25 protein-coding genes are annotated in these 20,718 nt (G+C 62.6%); 9 read left to right on the forward strand and 16 right to left on the reverse strand.

The features are described 5' to 3' along the window. Positions 1–19 precede the first annotated feature (19 nt). Complete coding sequence (locus JHL16_RS26775) at positions 20–700, forward strand: helix-turn-helix domain-containing protein (RefSeq protein ID WP_200187952.1); 681 nt, start codon at positions 20–22, stop codon at positions 698–700. Here JHL16_RS26775 and JHL16_RS26780 read toward each other — a convergent pair. From JHL16_RS26780 to JHL16_RS26810, 7 genes are all read right to left on the reverse strand, one after another. After that, on the reverse strand, positions 694–1,680 hold the full coding sequence (locus JHL16_RS26780; protein WP_200187953.1) for a Csu type fimbrial protein: 987 nt from the start codon (positions 1,678–1,680) through the stop codon (positions 694–696). The two genes, JHL16_RS26775 and JHL16_RS26780, sit on opposite strands and share 7 nt — an antisense overlap. Next, positions 1,671–3,986, reverse strand: coding sequence for a fimbria/pilus outer membrane usher protein (locus tag JHL16_RS26785; protein ID WP_200187954.1), 2,316 nt, complete (start codon positions 3,984–3,986; stop codon positions 1,671–1,673). Before JHL16_RS26785 ends, JHL16_RS26780 begins: the two co-directional genes overlap by 10 nt. A gap of 139 nt (positions 3,987–4,125) precedes the next feature. Next, the gene (locus JHL16_RS26790) at positions 4,126–4,854 is read right to left on the reverse strand and encodes a fimbrial biogenesis chaperone (RefSeq protein ID WP_200187955.1); all 729 of its coding nucleotides are present in this window, start codon (positions 4,852–4,854) and stop codon (positions 4,126–4,128) included. Between the two features lie 10 nt (positions 4,855–4,864). Then, on the reverse strand, positions 4,865–5,335 hold the full coding sequence (locus tag JHL16_RS26795; RefSeq protein ID WP_200187956.1) for a Csu type fimbrial protein: 471 nt from the start codon (positions 5,333–5,335) through the stop codon (positions 4,865–4,867). A gap of 560 nt (positions 5,336–5,895) precedes the next feature. After that, positions 5,896–7,275: an ATP-binding protein gene (locus JHL16_RS26800; RefSeq protein WP_200187957.1), complete on the reverse strand. Its 1,380-nt coding sequence runs from the start codon at positions 7,273–7,275 to the stop codon at positions 5,896–5,898. After that, positions 7,262–7,933: a response regulator transcription factor gene (locus JHL16_RS26805; RefSeq protein WP_200187958.1), complete on the reverse strand. Its 672-nt coding sequence runs from the start codon at positions 7,931–7,933 to the stop codon at positions 7,262–7,264. The genes JHL16_RS26800 and JHL16_RS26805 overlap by 14 nt, the downstream gene beginning before the upstream one ends. Before the next feature lie 33 nt (positions 7,934–7,966). Further along, the gene (locus JHL16_RS26810) at positions 7,967–8,299 is read right to left on the reverse strand and encodes a hypothetical protein (protein WP_200187959.1); all 333 of its coding nucleotides are present in this window, start codon (positions 8,297–8,299) and stop codon (positions 7,967–7,969) included. Positions 8,300–8,480: 181 nt separating this feature from the next. Between JHL16_RS26810 and JHL16_RS26815 the strand changes: the two genes are divergently transcribed. Beyond that, complete coding sequence (locus tag JHL16_RS26815; RefSeq protein ID WP_246771180.1) at positions 8,481–8,840, forward strand: GNAT family N-acetyltransferase; 360 nt, start codon at positions 8,481–8,483, stop codon at positions 8,838–8,840. A 289-nt stretch (positions 8,841–9,129) separates the two neighbouring features. Here JHL16_RS26815 and JHL16_RS26820 read toward each other — a convergent pair whose 3' ends face one another. Further along, the gene (locus JHL16_RS26820) at positions 9,130–9,585 is read right to left on the reverse strand and encodes a YcgN family cysteine cluster protein (RefSeq protein WP_200187961.1); all 456 of its coding nucleotides are present in this window, start codon (positions 9,583–9,585) and stop codon (positions 9,130–9,132) included. Then, complete coding sequence (locus JHL16_RS26825; RefSeq protein ID WP_200187962.1) at positions 9,582–10,718, reverse strand: 2-phospho-L-lactate transferase CofD family protein; 1,137 nt, start codon at positions 10,716–10,718, stop codon at positions 9,582–9,584. Before JHL16_RS26825 ends, JHL16_RS26820 begins: the two co-directional genes overlap by 4 nt. 134 nt (positions 10,719–10,852) lie before the next feature. Here JHL16_RS26825 and JHL16_RS26830 point away from each other — a divergent pair, with 134 nt between their 5' ends. The 4 genes from JHL16_RS26830 (at position 10,853) to JHL16_RS26845 (ending at position 15,224) form a co-directional block, all read left to right on the forward strand. Beyond that, positions 10,853–13,255 (forward strand): transglycosylase domain-containing protein, encoded by a 2,403-nt coding sequence (locus JHL16_RS26830; protein ID WP_200187963.1) that lies wholly within the window; start codon positions 10,853–10,855, stop codon positions 13,253–13,255. A gap of 36 nt (positions 13,256–13,291) precedes the next feature. Next, on the forward strand, positions 13,292–13,858 hold the full coding sequence (locus JHL16_RS26835) for a DUF1214 domain-containing protein (RefSeq protein ID WP_200187964.1): 567 nt from the start codon (positions 13,292–13,294) through the stop codon (positions 13,856–13,858). Continuing rightward, a complete protein-coding gene (locus JHL16_RS26840) occupies positions 13,855–14,412 on the forward strand; it encodes a hypothetical protein (protein WP_200187965.1) in 558 nt (185 codons plus the stop codon). The genes JHL16_RS26835 and JHL16_RS26840 overlap by 4 nt, the downstream gene beginning before the upstream one ends. 89 nt (positions 14,413–14,501) lie before the next feature. After that, positions 14,502–15,224, forward strand: coding sequence for an SDR family oxidoreductase (locus JHL16_RS26845; protein WP_200187966.1), 723 nt, complete (start codon positions 14,502–14,504; stop codon positions 15,222–15,224). Here JHL16_RS26845 and JHL16_RS26850 read toward each other — a convergent pair whose 3' ends face one another. The 3 genes from JHL16_RS26850 to JHL16_RS26860 form a co-directional block, all read right to left on the reverse strand. Next, entirely contained in the window at positions 15,225–15,428 is a 204-nt protein-coding gene (locus JHL16_RS26850; protein WP_137857994.1) for a hypothetical protein, read from the reverse strand. A 103-nt stretch (positions 15,429–15,531) separates the two neighbouring features. Beyond that, the gene (locus tag JHL16_RS26855) at positions 15,532–15,873 is read right to left on the reverse strand and encodes a DUF1491 family protein (protein WP_200187967.1); all 342 of its coding nucleotides are present in this window, start codon (positions 15,871–15,873) and stop codon (positions 15,532–15,534) included. After that, a complete protein-coding gene (locus JHL16_RS26860; protein WP_200187968.1) occupies positions 15,873–16,559 on the reverse strand; it encodes a peptidoglycan-binding domain-containing protein in 687 nt (228 codons plus the stop codon). The genes JHL16_RS26855 and JHL16_RS26860 overlap by 1 nt, the downstream gene beginning before the upstream one ends. A 245-nt stretch (positions 16,560–16,804) precedes the next feature. Here JHL16_RS26860 and JHL16_RS26865 point away from each other — a divergent pair, with 245 nt between their 5' ends. The 3 genes from JHL16_RS26865 to JHL16_RS26875 all read left to right on the forward strand — a co-directional run bounded on the left by JHL16_RS26865 (position 16,805) and on the right by JHL16_RS26875 (position 18,380). Then, complete coding sequence (locus tag JHL16_RS26865) at positions 16,805–17,188, forward strand: DUF5330 domain-containing protein (protein WP_200187969.1); 384 nt, start codon at positions 16,805–16,807, stop codon at positions 17,186–17,188. 58 nt (positions 17,189–17,246) lie between these two features. Further along, a complete protein-coding gene (locus tag JHL16_RS26870; RefSeq protein WP_200187970.1) occupies positions 17,247–17,879 on the forward strand; it encodes a DUF488 domain-containing protein in 633 nt (210 codons plus the stop codon). 69 nt (positions 17,880–17,948) lie between these two features. Further along, on the forward strand, positions 17,949–18,380 hold the full coding sequence (locus JHL16_RS26875) for a SufE family protein (RefSeq protein ID WP_200187971.1): 432 nt from the start codon (positions 17,949–17,951) through the stop codon (positions 18,378–18,380). 4 nt (positions 18,381–18,384) lie between these two features. On the opposite strand, the gene JHL16_RS26880 is transcribed toward JHL16_RS26875, so the two are convergent. From JHL16_RS26880 to JHL16_RS26895, 4 genes are all read right to left on the reverse strand, one after another. Further along, positions 18,385–18,849, reverse strand: coding sequence for a BA14K family protein (locus tag JHL16_RS26880; protein WP_200187972.1), 465 nt, complete (start codon positions 18,847–18,849; stop codon positions 18,385–18,387). A gap of 34 nt (positions 18,850–18,883) precedes the next feature. Next, positions 18,884–19,372 (reverse strand): hypothetical protein, encoded by a 489-nt coding sequence (locus JHL16_RS26885; protein WP_200187973.1) that lies wholly within the window; start codon positions 19,370–19,372, stop codon positions 18,884–18,886. A gap of 5 nt (positions 19,373–19,377) precedes the next feature. Next, positions 19,378–20,001, reverse strand: a complete 624-nt coding sequence (locus tag JHL16_RS26890; RefSeq protein ID WP_200187974.1) for a TetR/AcrR family transcriptional regulator — start codon at positions 19,999–20,001, stop codon at positions 19,378–19,380. Positions 20,002–20,089: 88 nt separating this feature from the next. Further along, complete coding sequence (locus tag JHL16_RS26895; protein WP_200187975.1) at positions 20,090–20,602, reverse strand: PAS domain-containing protein; 513 nt, start codon at positions 20,600–20,602, stop codon at positions 20,090–20,092. Positions 20,603–20,718: the final 116 nt, after the last annotated feature.

The following is a 20,718-nucleotide window of genomic DNA, read 5'->3' on the forward strand; positions in this document are numbered from 1 at the left end:
AAAACTTGAACGGACTTGAATGAACGGAAAATTTGACCCGCTGTCAATCAAAAAGGCGATTGCGGCCGGCGGGACATTCCGCCATCCTGTCTCGATGCTTGCCCATGACAACAAGAGAGACCGTATCGAGGAGCTAGGTGCCCGCATCCGCCATGCGCGTAAGCTCAAGAAGCTCACCCTCAAGCAGCTGGGTGACAAGGTCGGCTGTTCGGAGAGCCTGTTGTCGAAGATCGAGCGCAACCACATCACACCGTCGCTCTCGGTGCTGCTCGGTATCGCCGATGCGCTCGGCACGAATTATGCGGGCCTTTTCGGCGGCAAGAGCCTCGAGCCCGTCACCCTCTACAACACCGGCGAGCGGCCGGTATTGTTGCTGGGCGCCGGCGCCGGCAAGACGCCGGATGTGATGCTCGAACGCATGGTGCCGGCGGGTGAAACACGCACCATCGACGCCAATGTGCATGTCATTCCGCCGGGCGGCGGTTCATCGGGCAGCTATTCGCATGCCGGCGAAGAAGTGGGCTATGTGGTGACGGGCTATCTCGAGCTCACCGTCGACGGCCGGGTGCATCTCTTAGGTCCCGGCGGATCGTTCTTCTTCAATTCGAGCCTGCCGCACAGCTACCGGAATGTCGGTACCGCCGAGGCCCGCGTCGTGTGGATGAATTCGCACAAAGCAAGACTGACCAAGGCTCAATAGGTGACCGTCACCGCCACCGTGTCATTGTAGGTGCCGGCCGGCGGCGTCGCCTGCGGCGGCACACGGCCGTAAACGGTATAATTTTGCGTCAAGCCGGTGCCGGTGCCGGTCGGCATCGTGCCGGCGGTGTCGCCCCAACCCTGGCTGCGGCCATTGTCCCGATACAGACCGTAGACGATGAAGCTCGAACTTCGAGTCATCCGCCGCGTGGTCGGCGTGAAAGCGCCGACGCCCAGCCCGACACTGTAGCCCGTCGACAATGTGCAGGTGACGCGGACCTGGCCGGACTGGTCGATATTGCTGGATAGGAAACCGACACTGCCGAAATTCACGCTCTGCGTGGTGACCGTGCAGTTCTTGTCGATGACCGCCCTGACGATGAAGTCGGCGGTGGTCGACTGGCTGAGCAATCCGGCGCATCCCAGAAGGCCCAGACCGATCGAGATGGTCGTGTCGGGCGAGCCGGTGAAGTTCGACTGATAGGTTCCGGGAGGTGCTGTCTGCTGGCTGCCGGCCAAACGAAAATAAACGTCACGCGAAACCGACGCCTGGTTTGTCTGAAGCAACGGCGGCACCGTCACCTGCAGCGTCATCGCCGGCACCGTGCCCAGCGCCGGGAAGGAGGCATGGCCCCACGGCACCGTACGGTTCGAATCCTGGAAAATATTGTAGTTGAGAAGATTGCCGCCGGATGCCAGCCGGCGAACACCGGAGGATGAGCCGCCGCTGCCCTGGCCGATATTCGGGCAGATGGTGATGGTGAGAAGCGAGCCAACGAGGCCATCGAGCGAGTTTACCGTACATGTGACGGAGAGCGTTGAGGAGGCATCGACCGACCCGCCGGTCAGGATGTCGAGGCCCGAAAACACCACCGGCGACACCATGCTGGCGGTGCAGCTCAACGCCTCGGCGCGCGTCGTGGCGGAGACCCAGGTCAGCAACGCCAGAATCAGCGACAGCACGAGACGTTTCATAGGCATGACACTCCCGATATGAGCTGTTGCTCGCCCGGCCGCTTGCTAAATTCGAATCCGGCACGGCATTGCGTTCCATCGGCGAGGTCGATGGTCACAGTGTTGGTGGCGGCGAGACCGGTGATGTACGCCTCGCCGTCATAACCGACGACGAACTCCGCCGCGTTCTCGGTCCGCCCGGCAAGGCCTGCCTCGAGCGGCTGGTTGCGCGCATCGACGAACTGCACCAGCGCCGAAGCGCTCTCCGCCTTGGCGTTGAAGGTGACGACGACGCCGGTCTTTTCGGCGGGCCGCACCACACGGCTCGTTTCCGGCACATCGGCATCGACAGGGAGATTCTTGGGGTCGATTGCGATGCTGGTCTTCTCATAGGCGGTGAGCCTCGGCACGATGACCTTGCCCGAGCTGCCCGACGTCGCGACGGGACGGTTGGCGGCCATCACCTCGACATCAGGCACGCCGACATCGACGATGGCGAAGGAATCATCGATCTGGCGCGTCAGGAACAGATCGCCATCGGCGGCGACCACGGCGCCCTCGATCTGCGCCGAAGCGTTGACGGGGTCGCCATATTGCTGGGCACCGGCCACCAGGCGCGCATGACGCGCGACGTAAGATGCGGCGGCTTGTGTGTTCACCGTGTCGCCTATTGAAGAGCGCAGGCGCCAGCCATGGCTTCCCTCGACATCCTGATCCGGCTTGATCGCATCGAGGAAGGCCGTGGTATGGCCGGCACTGTGCTCGATGCCGGCGGAGGTCGTGATATTTCCGCCCCATTGCATCGACACGCCGGCATAGGCGCCATTGTCTTCCGTATCGTCGATATCGGCATAGGCGGTGACGAAGAAACTGGACTGGGCGAAGAGCGGGCGGTCATAGGAAAGACTCACGACCTTGGAGTTGCTTTCCTCATCCTCCAGATGCGTGAAGGCCAGATTGAGCGTCGAGGCATCGGTGTCGAAGGCGAGCGGGACGGCGAGCGAAATCTGGTCAAGGGCCTTTGGCGGGCGCGCCGAGAAGAAGAACTCGGAGTCCTCATCGATATCGGCCGTCACCGAAGCGAGATCCTGATAGGTGCCGAAGGTCCGCTGGCTGCGCAGATAGAGCCGCCAGTCGGCGAAGAGCGCGGCGTCGAGCGAGACCGCAACCAGGAAACCGGTGTCGCCGTCCCACGTGCTCGCCGCGCCCGCCAGACTGCCGACGCCCCAGCCGCCAAGGCCCACCGCAAGACCGGCGCCGCCATTCACAAGCCCCGATCCGACTTCGCCGTGGCTTTCGAGCGTCACCCGTTCGGTGAGGCCATAACGCAGGCTGGCGCTGGCGACGGGCGCGCCATCGTAGGACTCCGATTCGATGCCGTAGTCGCGGCGCGCGAACCCCCCTTCGAGCGCATAATCGAAGAGGCCCGGCCGCAGCAGCAGCGCCGAGGCGTAGAAGGCGACCTCGGTCTCGGTCTCCTGTCCGGTCGTCGTGTCACGCACCACCACCCGGGCGAAGCCGGGGCCGGTGATGGCGGGCAGACCGTCGACCACGAACGGGCCGCTCGGCACGTCGCTGGAATAGCTCCTGACGCCGTTCAGATAGATGTCGACCGCGGAGGGAACCGCCGCCGAGCCCGCCAGCTCCGGCACCGGGATCGTCACCAGATCCGGCCTGAGGCCAAAATTGCGGCGCAGCTGCGCGCCGCCCATGCGGATGGGCCGCGTCCAGGCGAGGCCGCCCGAAATGAAGTCGCCGGCGACATAGGTCGTGAGCGTGTGCGGGTCGGAGTAGCGCCAGGCGGTGTCGAGGCGCGTCGCATAATCACTGTCCTCGGTGGGATTGCTGCGCGCCGTGAACGAGCTGTCGAGCGTTCCCCAGGAGGTGAAGAGGCGCAGGTCGAAATAACCGAAGAGACCACTGTAATCCGGCAGGTCCCAATAGTCGGCGCTGTCGAAATTGGCGGTCAGCGTATAGTTCATCAAGGCGCCGAAGCCGCGCTCGACCTCCTGCGTCTCGTTTTCCCCGCCGCGCTCCGGACCGACCTTACGGGCGATGCGCCGGCGGTCGGCGGCGGTGAAATCGATCGACTGGGTGGCCTCGTCATAGGTGTAGGAGACATCCGGCAGGCGCTTCAGGTCGATCATGCCGTCGGCCGCGAGCGCCGCCGGATCGGGAATGAGACCGAGCTCGCGCAATTCATCGGGGGCGATCGAGAGGGAACCATCGGCGTTCAGCCGGAATGCGCCGATGAGCCCGGTCGAGACGCCGTTGATGAAAGCCTCGAGCTGCAGCTCCGCCGGTTGCGGCAGCGCAGCGGCAACAGACTCCATATCGGAGGTTTCCATTTCGGGAGCCGCCGCCGTACTCAACTCCGCGTCGACTACGGGCAGCCGGTCGCCTTTCGCCGGCTCATCCGAGTGAGCGGCGATCGACAATGAACCTAGCAACCAGAGACCGACGGCGAGAGCTTTATGGAGACGGCTTGACCAAGCTCGTTCCATGGAAGGGTTCGCCTTCTCCCTGTCCTGCAATATCGAGCGCGCTGCCGGGCGCGACCTGACCGGTCACCGGCCAGCTCATGGTGGAGCGGCCGAGGACATAACCGGCGAGGCCGTCGATCCGGCGCAACAGCTTGCCCGATGCGGTCTTCACCACGAGATTGGTGAGTTTGAACCGGCGGCCGCCGTCGTTGCGCGCGGTGAGTACTAAACCCTTGCTCGTCTTGACGGCGCTCCAGGCGATCGCCGCCGGCTTCTCGTCGCCGGTGCTGAAGAACACCGGAATCGAATGGCGGATCACAAGCGTGACCTGGTTCGCCTTCTTGTCCTTGGGCTCGGGCAATTGGTCGACCAGGAGCCGATAGCTCTCTTCGCCGGTCACCGGGCGCTTAGTGGTGCGCACGATGCGCACCGTGTAATCCGTACCCGGAGCAACTTTCAGCATGGGCGGGCTCGCCACAACGTCGCGGGTCGGCTCCAGACGATCCTGGCCATCGACCTGCACCCAGCGGAACAGGCGCACCTGGACCCGCATCGGCTCTTTGCCCGGCGCCTGGACCGTCAAGGCGGCCGTACTGGCCGGCGCCTTCTGATCGATCAAGGTCGGCGAGACACTGAGCGTGCCGGCCTCGGCCGTCGTTGCGGCGGCAAGACAACCGAAGACGGCGGCGGCTATTGCCGTTTTGAGAGAGCTCGGCATGGCGGCCGCGTCAGTATGCGATGGAGACCTGCACCGTGTCGCTGTAGCTGCCGGCGACCGGAGTCGTCGCGGCCGGCGGCACGCGGCCAAAAACGTCAATCGTCTCCTGCGAGCCGGTTCCGGTACGGGAAACGATCTCGCCCACGGTATTGCCCCAGTTCAAGGTGTGCCCGCTGTCGCTGAAGAGCTTGTAATCGACGGTCGAGCCGGTGGCGGGACCGGTCCCCGCCATCTTGCGGGTCGTCGTGGTGCCGCCGCCGGTGCCGGCATTCAGGCTGATCGTGTAAGGCGCGCCCGTGGTGCAGGTCACCGAGATGGTGCCGGTGGCGTCGACATTGGCCGACAGCACGCCATGGGAGCCGAATGCCACGGGCGTCGTCGCCCCGGCCGTGCACTCATTGGTAATGGTGATGGTGACCGTGAGGTTGCTGGTGGCGGGTGATGCCGCCTGCGCCGATCCGGCGAGGCCGATACACGCCAAGACTGCAAACCCTCCCAAAGCCGGCACGTTTTTACGCATAGCTCCCTCCAAGAACCTGAAGTTCAATGATCACGACTGTGAATCATCTTTGTTATTAAAGTATTTCCAGCTTGGAGTGCAATTTTAAATACATGAAACTACAATAATACTTGTAACTTATAGTAGAAAACTGAAGATATATTTCACTTCAGATGAATCGAAATCTATATGAGGAATGGATATTCTGACCGGTCATGCCAAATTGAAAAGGGAGCGGGTCCAGAAGACCCGCTCCCCCCCGATAGGAGTGCGCCCGCGACCGGGGGCAATTTGCAGACAGCACCCTACCGAACTTGTTTATTATCACCAAAAATATGAAGCGCCTTCCCTATCCTGAATTTGTGCATGCGCTGCTCTTTGGACAGGGGCCGGATGAAAATAGAATACATATCATGAAAATCAAATAACTTTCAGTCCACCGGACAGAGCAAGTCCCTCTAATCGGACCATAATCCGCTATTTCATCTTAGTAATTCAAATACTTACATTAGCGTCAGGACGCGTGTGGACTTTGGTCGCAACTACAGTACAGCCGGAAGTCGCAGCTTCACTGCAAGACCACCCAACTTGGATTGGTCTAGACTTAGGCCACCGCCATACATGGCTGCCGTTTCGGAAACGATGGAGAGCCCGAGGCCCGAGCCCGGCTTCGTCTCATCGAGCCGTCGCCCGCGCACCGGCGGCTCCCTGCGCTTGTCGGGCGGCAGCCCCGGACCATCATCGCCGACCACCAGGTCGATCCACAGGCGGCCATCGGGAGGCGCATCGGTGCTGGGGCCGACCGCGACGCTCACCTTCGACGTCGCCCATTTGCAGGCATTGTCGAGAAGATTGCCGGCCATCTCCTCGAGATCCTGCTTCTCGCCGCGGAACTTCGTGCCGCGTGGACAGTCGATGGCGATCGAGACACCTTTGTCGAGATGGATGCGCTCCAAGGTGCGCGCAAGAGCCGCCAGCACCGGCTCCACTTCCGTGATGGAGCCCAGCGTCTGGGCGCGGGCGGCGCGGCGGGCGCGATCGAGATAGAGATTGACCTGATCGCGCATCACCTGGGTCTGCTCGGACACTTTGTCGGCCAGGAAGCCGGGCTGTAGCTTCGCCTCGTTGTGCAGCACGCTCAACGGCGTCTTCAGCGCATGCGCGAGATTGCCGACCTGGGTACGCGCCCGGTCGACGATCTCCGAATTGGATTGAATGAGAAGATTGAGCTCGTCAGCGACCGGCTGGATCTCCTCGGGATAGAAACCTTCCAGCCGTTCGGCCTTGCCCTCGCGGATCGCCGTCAGCCGGTTCTGCAAGGTTCGCAAGGGTCTCAGGCCGAAACGCACCTGGACGAGAATGGCGATGAGAAGGCCGAGGCCGAGGAGCGTCAGCATGGCGACCAGCGTCTGGCGGAAGGCCGTCGCCTCCACTTTCAGCTCGTCGAAATTGCCGGCCACCATGAAGGAATATTGATCGGCCTTGTCATAGAGCTTGTAGCGCTGCTCGATGACCCTGAGACGCGCGCCGTTGGCGTCATAGAGATAGAAATGCGCGAGCCCCTCCTCATCACGATCGGCGAGATCGGCCTGGGTGGGCTCGAGACGCTTTTCGAGCAACGAAGGCGAAGCGAGATCGACGACGCCCTGACTGGGCGGCGTCACCTGCCAGTACCAGCCGGACAAGGGCAGCGTGAAACGGGTGTCGGCAAGCTCGCTCTGAATGGCGGGCGAGCCGTCTTCATTCACCTCGACATTGGCGAGAAGCCCATCCATGACGGCACGCAGCCGCGCATCGAAATTGCGCTCAAGCGCCGCCTGGAAAAGGCTCGCCAGCAGAATGGCGGCGCTGACGAGCAGAACGATGGCGACGATGGCTGAAGAGACGACGAGCCGTAGAGCGAGTGAGTTACGCCGCATCATCCGGCTCGGACACGCAATATCCCATGCCGCGGATGGTCTTCAGCACATCGACGCCGAGCTTCTTGCGCAGACGGCCGACAAACACCTCGATGGTGTTCGAATCACGGTCGAAATCCTGATCGTAGAGATGTTCGACCAATTCGGTGCGCGACACCACCTTGCCCTTGTGATGCATCAGATAAGCGAGCAGGCGGAATTCGAGCGAGGTGAGCTTGATCGCATGGCCGTCGACCGTTACGCGGGCGCTCTTGGTATCGAGCAGCAAGGGCCCGCAAGAGATCTCGCTGGTGGCGTGGCCGGCGGAACGGCGCAGCAGCGCGCGCACGCGGGCCAGCACCTCCTCCATATGGAAGGGCTTCGCCACATAGTCGTCGGCGCCCGCATCGAAGCCTTGCACCTTGTCGCTCCAGCGGTCGCGCGCGGTGAGAATGAGCACCGGCATCTTCTTGTCGGCGCGGCGCCATTTCTCGAGCACGCTGACGCCGTCGAGGACGGGCAGGCCGAGATCCAGGATGACCGCGTCATAAGGCTCGGTCTCGCCCAGATAATGGCCTTCCTCACCGTCCTTCGCGGCATCGACGGCATAACCCGCATCGGTGAGCGCCGTCACCAATTGACGGTTCAGATCAGGATCGTCTTCGACGACGAGTAGTCTCATGAATTTCCCCTAGTTCAGCCCAATGGAACGGGCTCAGTTCTGTATCGCACCCGTTTGCCCATCGACCCGAACTTTCTTGATTTGGTTCTGGACCTTGATGGTGGCAACAATGTCTCCACTAGGCAAGGGCACGAGCTTCAAGACTCTGGAGTTTGCGATCTGGCTCTGGATGTTCCGGGTCACCACCGACAAAGGAATCGTCCGCGGGATCGTCGGCGGCTTGTTGATCTTGAACTGGTTGAGCTTGGGCTGGATCTGCAAATTCGGCTTCACCTGCAGCTGGATGTTGGGCGACTGCGCAAAGGCAGGTCCCTGGACAGCCAGCAGCGAGACTGCAAGCGCAGCTATGGTGAGTATCCGACGCATTTCACGGGCAAGCTAGGCTCCATAAGATGAACCCCGCATGAATGGCGGCGAGCCTGCCGCGATCCACGCTAAAGCCTTGCAGATATGGGAGTTTTCAATGCCGGTTCAATTGCGCCCCATCACCCCTGGCACCATTGGCTTCGGTGAACTGGAAAGCGAGAGTCTACGGCATGGATTCCGGATGATCGGGAGGCTCCGGCAAGGTTGGGAGCGCGGTGCCGATCACCGTTTCGACCGACCTGGCGAGATGCTGGCCGGCGCCTTCCTGGATGATGCGCTCATCGGTGTCGGCGGACGCAGCATCGATCCCTATGCGGGTGATCGCCGGATCGGACGCGTGCGTCATGTCTATATCCTCGAAGGTCACCGCGGCGCCGGCATCGGCCGGCTCCTCGTCGAAAACGTCATCCGCGATGCCGGGCAACATTTCAGCCGACTCAATCTTCGCGCCCCGCCGGCCGCCTTCGGTTTCTACGAGCATCTGGGCTTCGCCCGCGTCGAGGGTTTGGAGACGGTGACGCATCACCTGCTTGTTGCATAGAAAAAGGCGGCCGTTGCCGGCCGCCTTCAGTCCCCTGCTTTTTCCCTCGAAAAAACGAGTTGGAGGTTAAGTCATAAATGCGCGTCCGACCAGAAGTCCTTGCTCGATCAGGCATTTGCGCCACGATGATACAACACTCGTAACAAATTGATATCTCAGGATTATTTAGATCGATCCACAGAATGTACTGTGACTTTCATGACACAGGCGTGGAAAAACTAAGCGAGAGCCCGGCGTAACTGCCCATAGATTTGGAGTGAGCGACTGCAAAGCTGCCGCCGCGATTCGGTCAGGCCGGACGTTTGGCGCGCGGCAGCTTCCAGAGATGATCCTCGAGATCTTCCTCCGCGACGCCCTCTTCGGAGCGCACCTGGCCACCAACCGAAATGCCGGCCTCGGCGACAGTGCCCTTGCGTCCGGAAACCAGCGGATGCCACCAAGAGAGCGGCTGGCCCTTGGCGAGGCGGCGATAGGCGCAGGTGTCCGGCAACCAGTTGAGCTTGCCGACATTCTCAGGCGTGAGGCGCACGCAATCCGGCACCCGGGCGCTGCGGTGCGTGTAGTCGCTGCAGCGGCAGGTCCGGCGGTCGAGCAATTTGCAGGCGAGGTTGGTGAAATGGATCTTGCCGGTATCCTCGTCCTCGAGCTTGACGAGGCAGCAGCGCCCGCATCCGTCGCACAGGCTTTCCCATTCCTGCGGCGTCATTTCAGTGAGGGTCTTGGTCTTCCAGAAGGGCTCGCTCATCGCGCGTGTCTTACGCCTTCCGCGGAAAGTTGCAAAATCTCCGCCGCCAGAAGCCCGGCATCATGCTGGCCGCGATGCCAGGGATCCTCGAAATCACGCGCGATGACGGCAATATCCGGCAAGGACCGCGCCGCGCGGGCGACGAAGCGCGCCGCGCCGACCACGCGCTCGCCCGGCACCGCGCTTTCATGGGCGAGCAGATGCGAAAGAACCGGCTGACCCGCCCCGGCATGGCGCACGCGCTCGGCCATCTCATCGACGCTCAGCCGGCGGGTCTCGCGATCCTCCAGCATGTTGCCGACGAGGATCTTGGGGGCTTGGGCTCTTGCGATCGCCGCGGCGATGCCCTCGACCAGGAGATGCGGCAGGATGCTGGTGAAGAAACTTCCCGGCCCATAGACGATCGCATCGGCATCGGCGATCGCCGCGAGCGCCCGCGGATTGGCCGTGGCCGCGCCGAGCACGACGGTGGCGATCCCCATGGCAGCCTCTTCGTCGCCCAGCGCCGTGATCACATGCTGGCCTTCGATCGAGCGGCCGTCCTTGAGCACCGCCCGCAAGGTCAGATCACGATCCTGTGACACCGGCCAGACATTGCCGGCGATGCCGCAGAGCGATTTGAAGGCCAGGATCGCCGCATTGATATCGCCAGCCTCGGCGAGGAGCGCCCCGGTCAAGATGAAGTTGCCGATGCTGCCCCGCCTCAGGTCGAAACCCGGCCCGGCGGCGGTGATGAAAACCCTGAGATAGCGCAGGATGGCCTCGGCGATTTCCGGCTTCATCGCCTTGATCACCGGATGCGTGCCTTCAGCGTAGAAAGCCAGCTCGCGGGCGAGTGCGGCGGCGTTGCCGGTCTCCGACAGACGGGCATTGAAGATGCGCACCACATCGCCGGCATGGCCCTCGGCATAGGCCATGGTCATCAAGGCTTGCCGGATGTCGCCGACGGGGAGGATATGCAAGGCCTCGCGGATGGATTTGGACGAACCGCCCGAATCCCAGGCCGGCACCAGCCTCGTCACCCGCACACCCTGGCGGATCAAGGTAATGGTCAGGTTCCGCGACGCGGTGCCGCCAGCCAGAATGACGATGTGAGGCCCGTCGGTTCCGGCCCTGGATCGAATTTCGTTCATTACCGCGTTTTTGCCAGGAACCGAGCCCAGGGTCACGCCCATTTCCGGCCCCTTTCCGTCATATTCTTCAAGTAAGTGGAAACCGCTCGCCAACCAGTGGTAAAAGGTTCGGCACAGGATAACGGACGCCGATCTTGGCCAAATCGCCAAAAAAATCCAGCTATCAGACCATGATGTGGCTCGACTCCTATGTGAGCTCGGGCGTCTATGAGGTCATCGACGCGATCCGGCGGGGGATTTCGGCCTATTCCTCCTTCGTTCATCGCTTCCGTCTGTCGGGCGTCAAGCGGGTGATCATCGATCTCACCGACGACATGGCGACCTTCGGCACGGTCATCGCCTTCGGACTCCTCGCTTTCGCCCTGCCACCCTTTTCCGGCACCGGAGACGTGTGGAACAAGGGGCGCGACTATGCGATCACCTTCACCGACGACAATGGCGAGATCATCGGCCGGCGCGGTATCCGCCAGGACGACGCCATCCCGCTCGAGGATATCCCGCCGCATGTGATCAAGGCGGTACTCGCCACCGAAGACGCCCGCTTCTATCAGCATTTCGGCGTCGACGTGCTCGGCACCTTCCGTGCCATCATCCAGAATGCGCGCGCCAATGACGTGGTTCAGGGCGGCTCGTCGATCACCCAGCAGGTGGCGAAGAATCTCTTCCTCAGCCCCGAGCGCACCATCCGGCGCAAGGTCCATGAAGCCTTCCTCAGCCTGTGGATCGAGGCGCGCCTGTCGAAGGACGAGATCCTCAAGCTCTATCTCGACCGCTCTTATCTGGGCGGCGGCAATTACGGCGTCGAGGCGGCGGCACAGTATTATTTCGGCAAGTCGATCCGTGACGTGAATCTCGCCGAGGCGTCGATGCTGGCCGGCCTGTTCAAGGCACCCTCCAAATACGCGCCGCATGTGAGCATGGAGCAGGCGCGCGCCCGCGCCAATGTCGTGCTCTACCGCATGCTCGATGCAGGCTTCATCACGCAAGGCCAGCTGGTGCAGGCGCGGCGCGAGCCGGCCGATCTCGTCAACTCGCCGGCCGTGGCGAGCCCCGACTGGTTCCTCGACAAAGCCTATGCCGATACGCTGGCCCTCATCGAGGCCAAGCACATCACCGGCGACTTTGTGATCGAGGTGAAAACGACGATCAACGCCAAGCTGCAGGAAGCCGCCCAGCGCATCATCAACAAGACGCTCGATACCGAAGGCCCGCAATATCACGCGACCCAGGCCGCGGTGGTGACGATGACGCCCGATGGCGCCGTCAAGGCGATCGTCGGCGGACGCGACTACGAAAACAGCCAATTCAACCGCGCCACGGACGCGATGCGCCAGCCGGGCTCGTCCTTCAAGCCCTTCGTCTATCTGGCCGCGCTCCTCAACGGCTATACGCCGGAATCGACCGTGGTCGACGGCCCGGTTTCGGTCGGCGGCTGGTCGCCGCGCAACTACACCAACAAATATGGCGGCCGTGTCTCGCTGACGACGGCGCTGGCGAAATCATACAATTCGGTCCCGGTGCGGCTGTCCATCGATTTTGGCCGCCCGGCGATCATCGAGGCGGCACATAAGGTCGGGCTCAAGGCCAAGCTCGAGACCTGGCCCCCAATGGTGCTCGGCACCAGCGCCATGACACTGTTCGACATCACCACCGCCTATGGCACTTTTGCGCAGGGCGGGGTGGTGACCGAACCCTATACAGTGCTGGAGATCCGCCGTCCCAATGGCGACGTTATCTACAACCGCGCCAAGGATCCGCAGGCGCAGGAGCGCGTCCAGTCGGTACCGGAAGAGAAGATCGCCGAACTTAATCACATGATGAATGCCGTGGTCGAAGTCGGCACCGGAAAACGTGCCCTCCTCGGCTTCACGCCGCAGGCCGGCAAGACCGGCACCAATCAAAGTTATCGTGACGCCTGGTTCATCGGCTTCACCGCCCATAACGTGACCGGCGTGTGGTTCGGCAATGACGACTTCACGCCGATGAACAACGTCACTGGCGGCCTGCTGCCTGCCGCCACCTGGAAGGAAGTTATGCTGTGGGCCGAGCAGCCGCAGGTCGGCACGGCCCTCCCCGGCGTGCCGATGGAAGAGCGCTATGTGCAATATGCGCTGGAAAATCCGGCGGCCCCTCTCGAAGACGTGCCCGACATGAGCGCTGACGATGTGATCGCCGATGCCGGCACGGGGACCGAGGCCCCGGCGAGCCAGACACCGACCGTGATCACCCCCGGCACCGCCAAGTCGGCAAGCAAGACCGCCGTCAGCGATCCGACAGTGAAGGTGACGAAGCCGAAGCGGCAAAAGACGGCGTCAGCGCCGCCGCCCGAGGAGGATGTCGCCATCGTCCGCCCGAGCGAATCCGACGATCCGGTCATCAACGTGCTGCGCGATGTGTTCAGCATTTTCGGCGACGACCAGGAGCCAAAGGCAAAACGCAAGTCGAAGGACTCGGTCCTGGTGCTGCCCGACGCCAATACCAACAAGAAGCGCAAATCGAATGTCAAATATATGCGGCTCAAGCCGCGTGACCGCTGAGACAATCGCGGCAATGACGGCAGGATCACCCCATCCATGAAGCTCGGCTCCCTGATCAAGGCCGCCGGCATCCTGTTTCTCGGCGGCGTCATCGGCATCGTCACGGCGCAATGGTCGATCGAGCGGACGGCAACCGCAATGACGGCGGGCGGAGGCCCATGGAAATCATGGTTCTCCGGCACGGCGTCGATCCGCAATCCCTATGTCAATGCGCATTATCTGATGTTCGGCCGGCTGCCGCCGGCGCTCGGCCAGGAACTGCTCTTCGAGGCGACGCGCGACGATGAGGGCGCCGGCCTCGATGGCGACTGCGACTATGTCATCCAGGGCCCGCGGCTTTCGGCACGCTGGTGGCAGCTTGCGCTCGCCGATGAGGCTGCCAAGCAGCCTTCCGATGTCACTTTCACCTCGCCGCGCCTCATCGCCGAGCCGGACGGCTCGATGCGTATCAACATCTCGCGCACCCCCAAGGCCGGCAACTGGATGAGCCCCGGCGATCTGTCGCATTTCGCGCTGGTGCTGAAGCTCAGACCCGGCTCGGGCCTCAACAATGCCGCCTCGGTGGTGATGCTGCCGCGCATCAAGCGGGAGGCCTGCTCATGAGGACCATCCTGTTCTGGGCCGCCGTCGCCCTGGTCCTCGGCGCCGTGGCGCATCTGAGCTACGTGCTGATCGCGCCGACCTATGCGATGCAGCGGCTGATGGGCGGCAATCCCGAGGAAGGCAATGCCAACCGTTTCGTCCTTCTCGATGGGCCCGAGCAGATGCGTCTCCTTGGCGAGACCGAAAGCGAGGCGGTTACCGGCAAGTGCCTCTTCGACATCAGCAAGGGTGAATTGTCGGTGATGGCGGAGATGCCCGACACCTTCTGGTCGCTCACCCTTTATTCCGACAAAGGCGCCGATCTCTACACGATCAATGATCGCCAGGCCGGCATCGACAAATTCAAGCTTTCGGTGAAGCGCGCGCCCAGCATCATGGAGCTCCTGAGCAGCGATCAGGCGGAAAAGGCCCGCGCGCTCGGTGACGGCTGGTCGGTCGAGGTTCCGGAATCCTACGGCATTGCGGTTTTCTGGGTCGCCCTCGATTATCCCGAGCAGCGCAAGCTTTTTGCCGACATCCTGTCGCGCTCGTCCTGCACGCTCAATCCGGCTTGACCGGACGCGCATTGCACTTTGATCGCCATTGACAGGCTCGCCCCGGGCACGTTCTAACCGTACCAAACGCAACAAGATCGGGGGAAGCGATGGCCGACAAGCCACTGGTCATGATCACGGGTGCCGGCTCCGGCATCGGCAAGGCGACAGCACAAGCCTTCGCGCGATCAGGATATCCGCTGCTGCTGACCGGACGCCGGATCGAGCCCCTGCGCAATCTCGGGCTCGCCAATGCCGTCTGCGCCGCCGCCGATGTGCGCGACCGCGACGCGGTGACCGCCGCCATCGCCGAGGCTGAGGCCAAATACGGACCGGTCGACTGTCTCGTGAACAATGCCGGCATCGCGCCGCTCGCCAAGCTCGAAGATCAGGATCCGGCGGAGTGGCGCGATCTCATCGACATCAATTGCACCGGTGTCCTCAACTGCATGCACGCGGTGATGCCGGCGATGAAAGCGCGCCGGCACGGCACGATCATCAACATCTCCTCGATCGCCGGGCGCAAATCCTATCCAAGCCACGACGTCTATTGCGGCACCAAATTTTTCGTCCATGCGGTGAGCGAGGGAGCCCGGCGCAATATGGCGCCCTTCGACGTCCGGGTGATCGTCGTGTCGCCCGGCCTCACCGACACGGATATTCCGAGCACGATGAAGAACGAAGCGGCGAAAGAGTTCTGGGAAAAAGGCCGCGATGCGGTCGGGCCGATCGCGCCGGAGGATGTGGCGAAGACGATCCTCTTCGCCTATCAGATGCCGCAGAACGTGATCCTGCAGGAGCTGACGATCTCGCCGACAAGGCAGGAATATTGATCAGGACCGGGGGTGGTCTGCTTCGAGCGCCTGCATGCGCGACGGGCGGCCACGCCGGCGCGGCGGCGGCAGACGGTCAGCCAGGCTGAAATCGTAGCGTTCGATCCGCACGCCCGGGAAGATCACGATCTCCGCCGAACCCTCATGCGCCTTAGCTGCCCGTTGCGGCACGCGATCGCGCGGAAAAGTCAGTATCGTCCCCATCACCCTTCACCTTCGAAACCCGGCGCGGCAGGCGCGAACCGGCTTCCGGCATTAACGCCCCGGTGTGGTTAATAAAGCGCTAACCGATCGTGACGGTTGGGCGTCAATTGGCGGGCGTGATGGTCAGGCCGGCGGTTCCGGTGCGGTCCTCGATCTCGACGACCCAGATATCGGGATCGAACTTCGTCAATTTATCGATGAAGGGCTGGACGTCGAGAGCCGAGGTGACGGGCGGCGAGACTTCGATCCATAGACGTTCACCCTGCTCGTCGATCGAGGGGCCGGGCGGTGGCCCCAGGAGCCTCACCGTGCCGTCGAGACGGTTGATCACGACATAGATGGCGCCCGCCTCCTCCGCGCCCTTGCGCAGGACGGCGCCGAACATGCCTTGCACGAAGCAGCGACGCAGCAGCGCATGAACCCAGATTTCGGATTTGAGCCGCATCAATTGGCGCTGCGCGCGCTCATCTTGTCCAGCTCGGCGATCAGCGTGGAACTGATGTCGCCGGTCGGTGCAATGCCGCGGTCGCGCTCGAATTTGAGAATGGCGTTGCGGGTCTGCTGACCGAGCTGACCGTTGATGGCGCCCGGCTCATAGCCGAGTTCGGCAAGGCCGACCTGGACGCGGGTGACCGTATCGACAGGCTTGACCGACGGAGCCGTGGCGCGCGGCGCTGTGGTGCCGGCATCCGTCATGTTGACCGCTTCGTTGATCTGGCGGGTATAGCGGATGTGCTCGATGAGATCGGTGGAAGCCTGGCCGGTCTCGTCAAGCCCGTTGGCGCGCTGATAGGCGATGATGGCGAGTTTGGTGCGCCGACCGGAGACGCCATCGACCTGGCCGCTATAGAGGCCGGAGGCCGCGAGTTCGCGCTGCACGCTTTCAATCGTCGCGTCATAACGCAAGGTAACTGTGCCACCCTGGTCGTCGCTGCCGGCATCGACCGTCACCCGGGTCGATCCGGTGATCGGATCCGGCTCGGAAGCCTCGTCCTGTGTGATGGTGGCGGGCGGCGCCGACTGGGTGAGCGTGTTGTAGACGATGGCAACAGAAAGCACCGCCACCGTCAGTGCGACGACAATGGTCGAAACGCCCAAACGCGGCGCGTCATCCTCTTCATAATTACTCATTCAACGCCGGACCCAACTCAAACTTGCCCTATACCGGCTCTAACGCCAGTCCCCTGTCCCCGATAATGCATCCGGGATGCTTAATACCGGGTTGTCATGGGCCTTAACGGGTAAGGCGTCATGATTTCCGAATGGTTAATGAAATACTTCAAACTTGCCGAAACTTTGACTCGAATTGACTCGCGCGCTTTCAAGCGGGCGAAAGCCGCACGCGCTATTCGTGGCGATGGATAGGGGAAACGAATATGCGCATCATCAGGACGCTCGTCTTGCTCACCGCCGTGGTGGTCTTCATGCCGTCGCCGCCGGAGGAGCGCCTCAGCACATCGACCGAAGCCGACCCGCCGGCAACGGAACTCCTCATGGCCGCCATCTCGACGGTAGCCGATATGCGCGACTTCTGCAGCCGCCAAGCCGCCGTCTGCGACACCGCGCACTACGTCGCCGTCAAACTCGAAGGCAAGGCGAAATACGGCATCGAACTCCTCTATGAATGGGCGAATGAGCGTGCCGGAGAGGCGCCCGCTGATGTCACGACCGCATCGGGCGAACCGCAACGGCCAACCCAGAATACGCTCGAGCTCGAGGACCTGATCCCGGAATGGCGGGCTCCCGCCAATCAAGGCTGATTACCAGCTGCGTTTCGGTTGATCTGCCGGCCGCATCGCACCTAATCTGGTGCGTCTCATGAGCGACATACCCACAGCGGTGGAGGTGCTGACGATCGGCCACTCCACACAGTCCTTCGCGGACTTCCTTCTGCTCCTGCGCGAAGCGCAAGTGACGGCGCTCTGCGATGTGCGCAGCCAGCCCTATTCGCGGCATGTTCCCCAGTTCAACCGCGAGACACTTAAAACGAATCTCGGCGCCGAGAAGATCGCCTATATGTTTCTGGGTGATGAGCTCGGCGGCCGGCCGAAAACACCCGAGCTCTACAGCGACGGTGTCGCCGACTACGAAAAGATGGCGCGGAACGAAAGCTTCGCCCAGGGACTCGGCCGTGTCATCGAAGGCGCCAGAACCTATCGGATCGCGCTGATGTGCGCCGAGCGCGATCCGCTCGATTGCCATCGCTGCCTGCTGGTGGGGCGCGCGCTCAAGGCAAGAGGTGTCACTGTCCGGCACATAACCGGGCCTGGCGAGACCATAGGACAGGACGACATCGAAGAATTACTGCTCGCCATGGCCGATCAAGCCCATACGGACCTGTTCACACCGCGCCAGGAGCAGATCGCAAGGGCCTATCGCCACAAGGCGCGACGGGCCGCTTTCCCGGAAAAGCCTGCACAGGCCGGCAAGGATGATCCGCCCCGGGCCTGAGCGCAGACGGAACCGTGCTTGAGATCGTGCCGTCAAACGCCTATCTGAAGGCTGTAAGGCCAGAGGCACATGCAGGAAACCATAGAATCCCTCAAGGAAGATTTTGCCATCATAGACGAGTGGGAAGACCGCTATCGCTATGTGATCGAGCTGGGCCGCGCCATGCCGCCGCTCGCCGAAGCGGAGCGCATTCCCGCCAATAAGGTCCAGGGCTGCGCCAGCCAGGTCTGGATAGCCGCGCACCAGGAGAAGAATGGCAGCGAACCGCGCCTCTCCTTTACCGGCGACAGCGACGCGCTTATCGTCAAGGGCCTCATCGCCATCATCTTCCGCCTGTTCTCGGGTAAGGCGGCATCAGAAATCCTCGCCATCGACGCGGGCGCTATTCTCGACGAACTGGGCCTGCGCGAACATCTGACGCCGCAACGGTCGAACGGCGTTGCCTCGATGGTGACGCGCATCAAATCGGACGCCCAGGCGGCACTCTCCAGCACCCATTGATCGATCAGTTATAAGGGCTGTCGCAAGAGAGCGTTCGGCCGTCATAGGTCGTATAGGTGTCGGAAGCCCCGACATAGGATCGGTAATGCTGCCGGCACCAACGCGAATGCTCGGTGCGCGCCTGTGGGCTGTCGGTGTCGACGGTCTGGGTCTTCTGCTTCTTCACCAAAGGCCGCGTCGGATCGATCGGCGAGCCCATGTCGAAGGGCTCCGCCTTGATACCTGGTTTGAAGCGCTGCTGGTTTTGCTGATTGTAGATGTCGTTCGGGCTGCGATTGCCGCCGATACCCGGCTCACGATAAAGCGGCTTGGTGCCGAACATGCGCTCGCGCGCCCCGCACGTGGTAAAACGGCACGTATCGGCTTGCGCGCCGGGCAAATCGGCGATGTAGCCGGCGGCGAGCAGCAGAAGTGCAAAAATGGATGATGCAGGGCGCATGACACGATTGAGCGGGGCGATTTTGTTCATATTGAGGAACTGACGACCCTCGCCTCCAGTTCCCTCACACAGCACCAGGATTTTCGAGCCGCCTTAGCTTGCCGTTGAGGTCAGGAATTCCCAAGCCGCCGAAGGTTTCGACGTAAGCCTGCCGTGTGTCCGGCGTCAGGAACTCGACCAGCGCCGTGTTTTCGATCCACAGCTTGAGGACCTTGAAGAGCCGGGCATCGACCCGTTGCGTGGGCCAGCCGTGAGGCTCGGCCAGCGCTTCGATCTCGGCTTCGCTCTTGGGTGTGCTAAGCAGAACATGCGCGCCGGAATACGGCCGCATGGCCTCATCCTGGGCGATACCGAAGCGGCTGTCCGGCGTCAGGACCGTCTGCCAGGGAAGAATCTCGATGAAGGAGCCGGCCTCGTCGCCATAAAGGACGAACCACGAATTGGGCGGGAATGGCGGTGCCGGCGCCCGCAAGACAGTGGCCGCGAGCATCTCCGTCAGAACCTCCGCCACCAGGGCCGGATCGCGCACGCAGAATGAAGCATGATGCAGCATAGGAGTTACGCCTTCTTCCGTTTGGTTGGCCTTGCCGGCGCACGATCCTTCGCGGGACGCGCGGCGGCGATGAGCGCCGCCACCGCCCATTGCGCCGTCTCGGCCGCCTCCTGCGAGGTCAGCTGACCATAGTCCTGCATCGTTTCCCAACCGGCAGCCGAAATCAGAGCCTGGATGGCGGCGACGAGCCGCTTGCGCTCGGCGGCGGCCAGCGGCTCCAGGACCGGCTCGAGCGCGGTGCGCAGCCGCTTGCGGCGTGCCTCGCTATGCGCGAGCCGGGTGGCGCGCCCCTGGGGATCATGCAGCATGGTGCGGATGAGCGGCGCATCAGCCGAGAAGGCGGCGAAGATCCGGGCGATGCCGGCGATGAGCTCGTCGGGAGAGCTCGGCGGCGGCGGCATGCCGAGCCGATCGTTGAGCCAGGTCCAGAAGGCCCCGAAGAGCTGGTCGCGGTTCGGGTAATAACGGTAGAGGGTGCGCTCGGGCACGCGCGCGGCGCTCGCCAGCGCCCGGAAGGTGACCTCGCCGGCGCCCGCCGTCAGAAGACCGGCCAAGGCTTGCATGACGCGCTCTTCAGTGAGGGCGGCGAGATCGGCCCGCATATTGGTGTTTGGCAGTTCTACTGTCATCTTGGCAGCGATACTGCCATTCATGATCAAGATGAGTCAACCAGCAAGCTGCCGGCGGCATCGTGATGAATGATGGGAGAGTTCCCGCTCAGCGCGCCGCGGCGAGTTTTTCTTCGATGGTCTCGATGACTTCCGAGCCCGGCAGGAAGGCGTCGTAACACAGGATCATACCGACCCGGTCGCCACCATGGGTCAAGGGCAGCTTGAGCCAGAACTGAACGAGATGCTCTTTCTGGGTACGCGGGCCCCGCACGACGCCCTGCGCCGGCTTGCCTTCCTCGGCGATGCGATGATAGGCGGCGAGCCAGTAATCGCGCTTGTCGCCCCAATCGAGCTCGTCGAGATAGAGGCCGGTCGTTTCGCAGTCATGCACGTCGCGCAGACGGGTTCCGGCGAGGCGGACGCGATAGCGCTCGCCCGGCATCTCCACTTCGATCAGGCTGATATTGGGCAAAAGCCGTGGAATGTGAGCCGGGCTGATGTCGCGTTTGTCGGGCATCGGGCGGCCGGCGGCCTTGAGAAGCCAATATTCGTAGAGCTGGCGGTGTTCGGGGATGATCAGCTGCGCCTTGAAGGCCGCGTTTACCTGTCCCTTCGCCATATCCTCGAATCCATTGCCCCGAATCGCCAGCACGGCGTCCTAAGCCCTTATGAATCCGTGCGGGATGCGCCGCAAGAGTCCAAATGCGGAACCTGGATCCAAAACTCCTTGCGCTC

Source organism: Taklimakanibacter albus (assembly GCF_016595235.1).
Classification (GTDB): domain Bacteria; phylum Pseudomonadota; class Alphaproteobacteria; order Rhizobiales; family Aestuariivirgaceae; genus Taklimakanibacter; species Taklimakanibacter albus.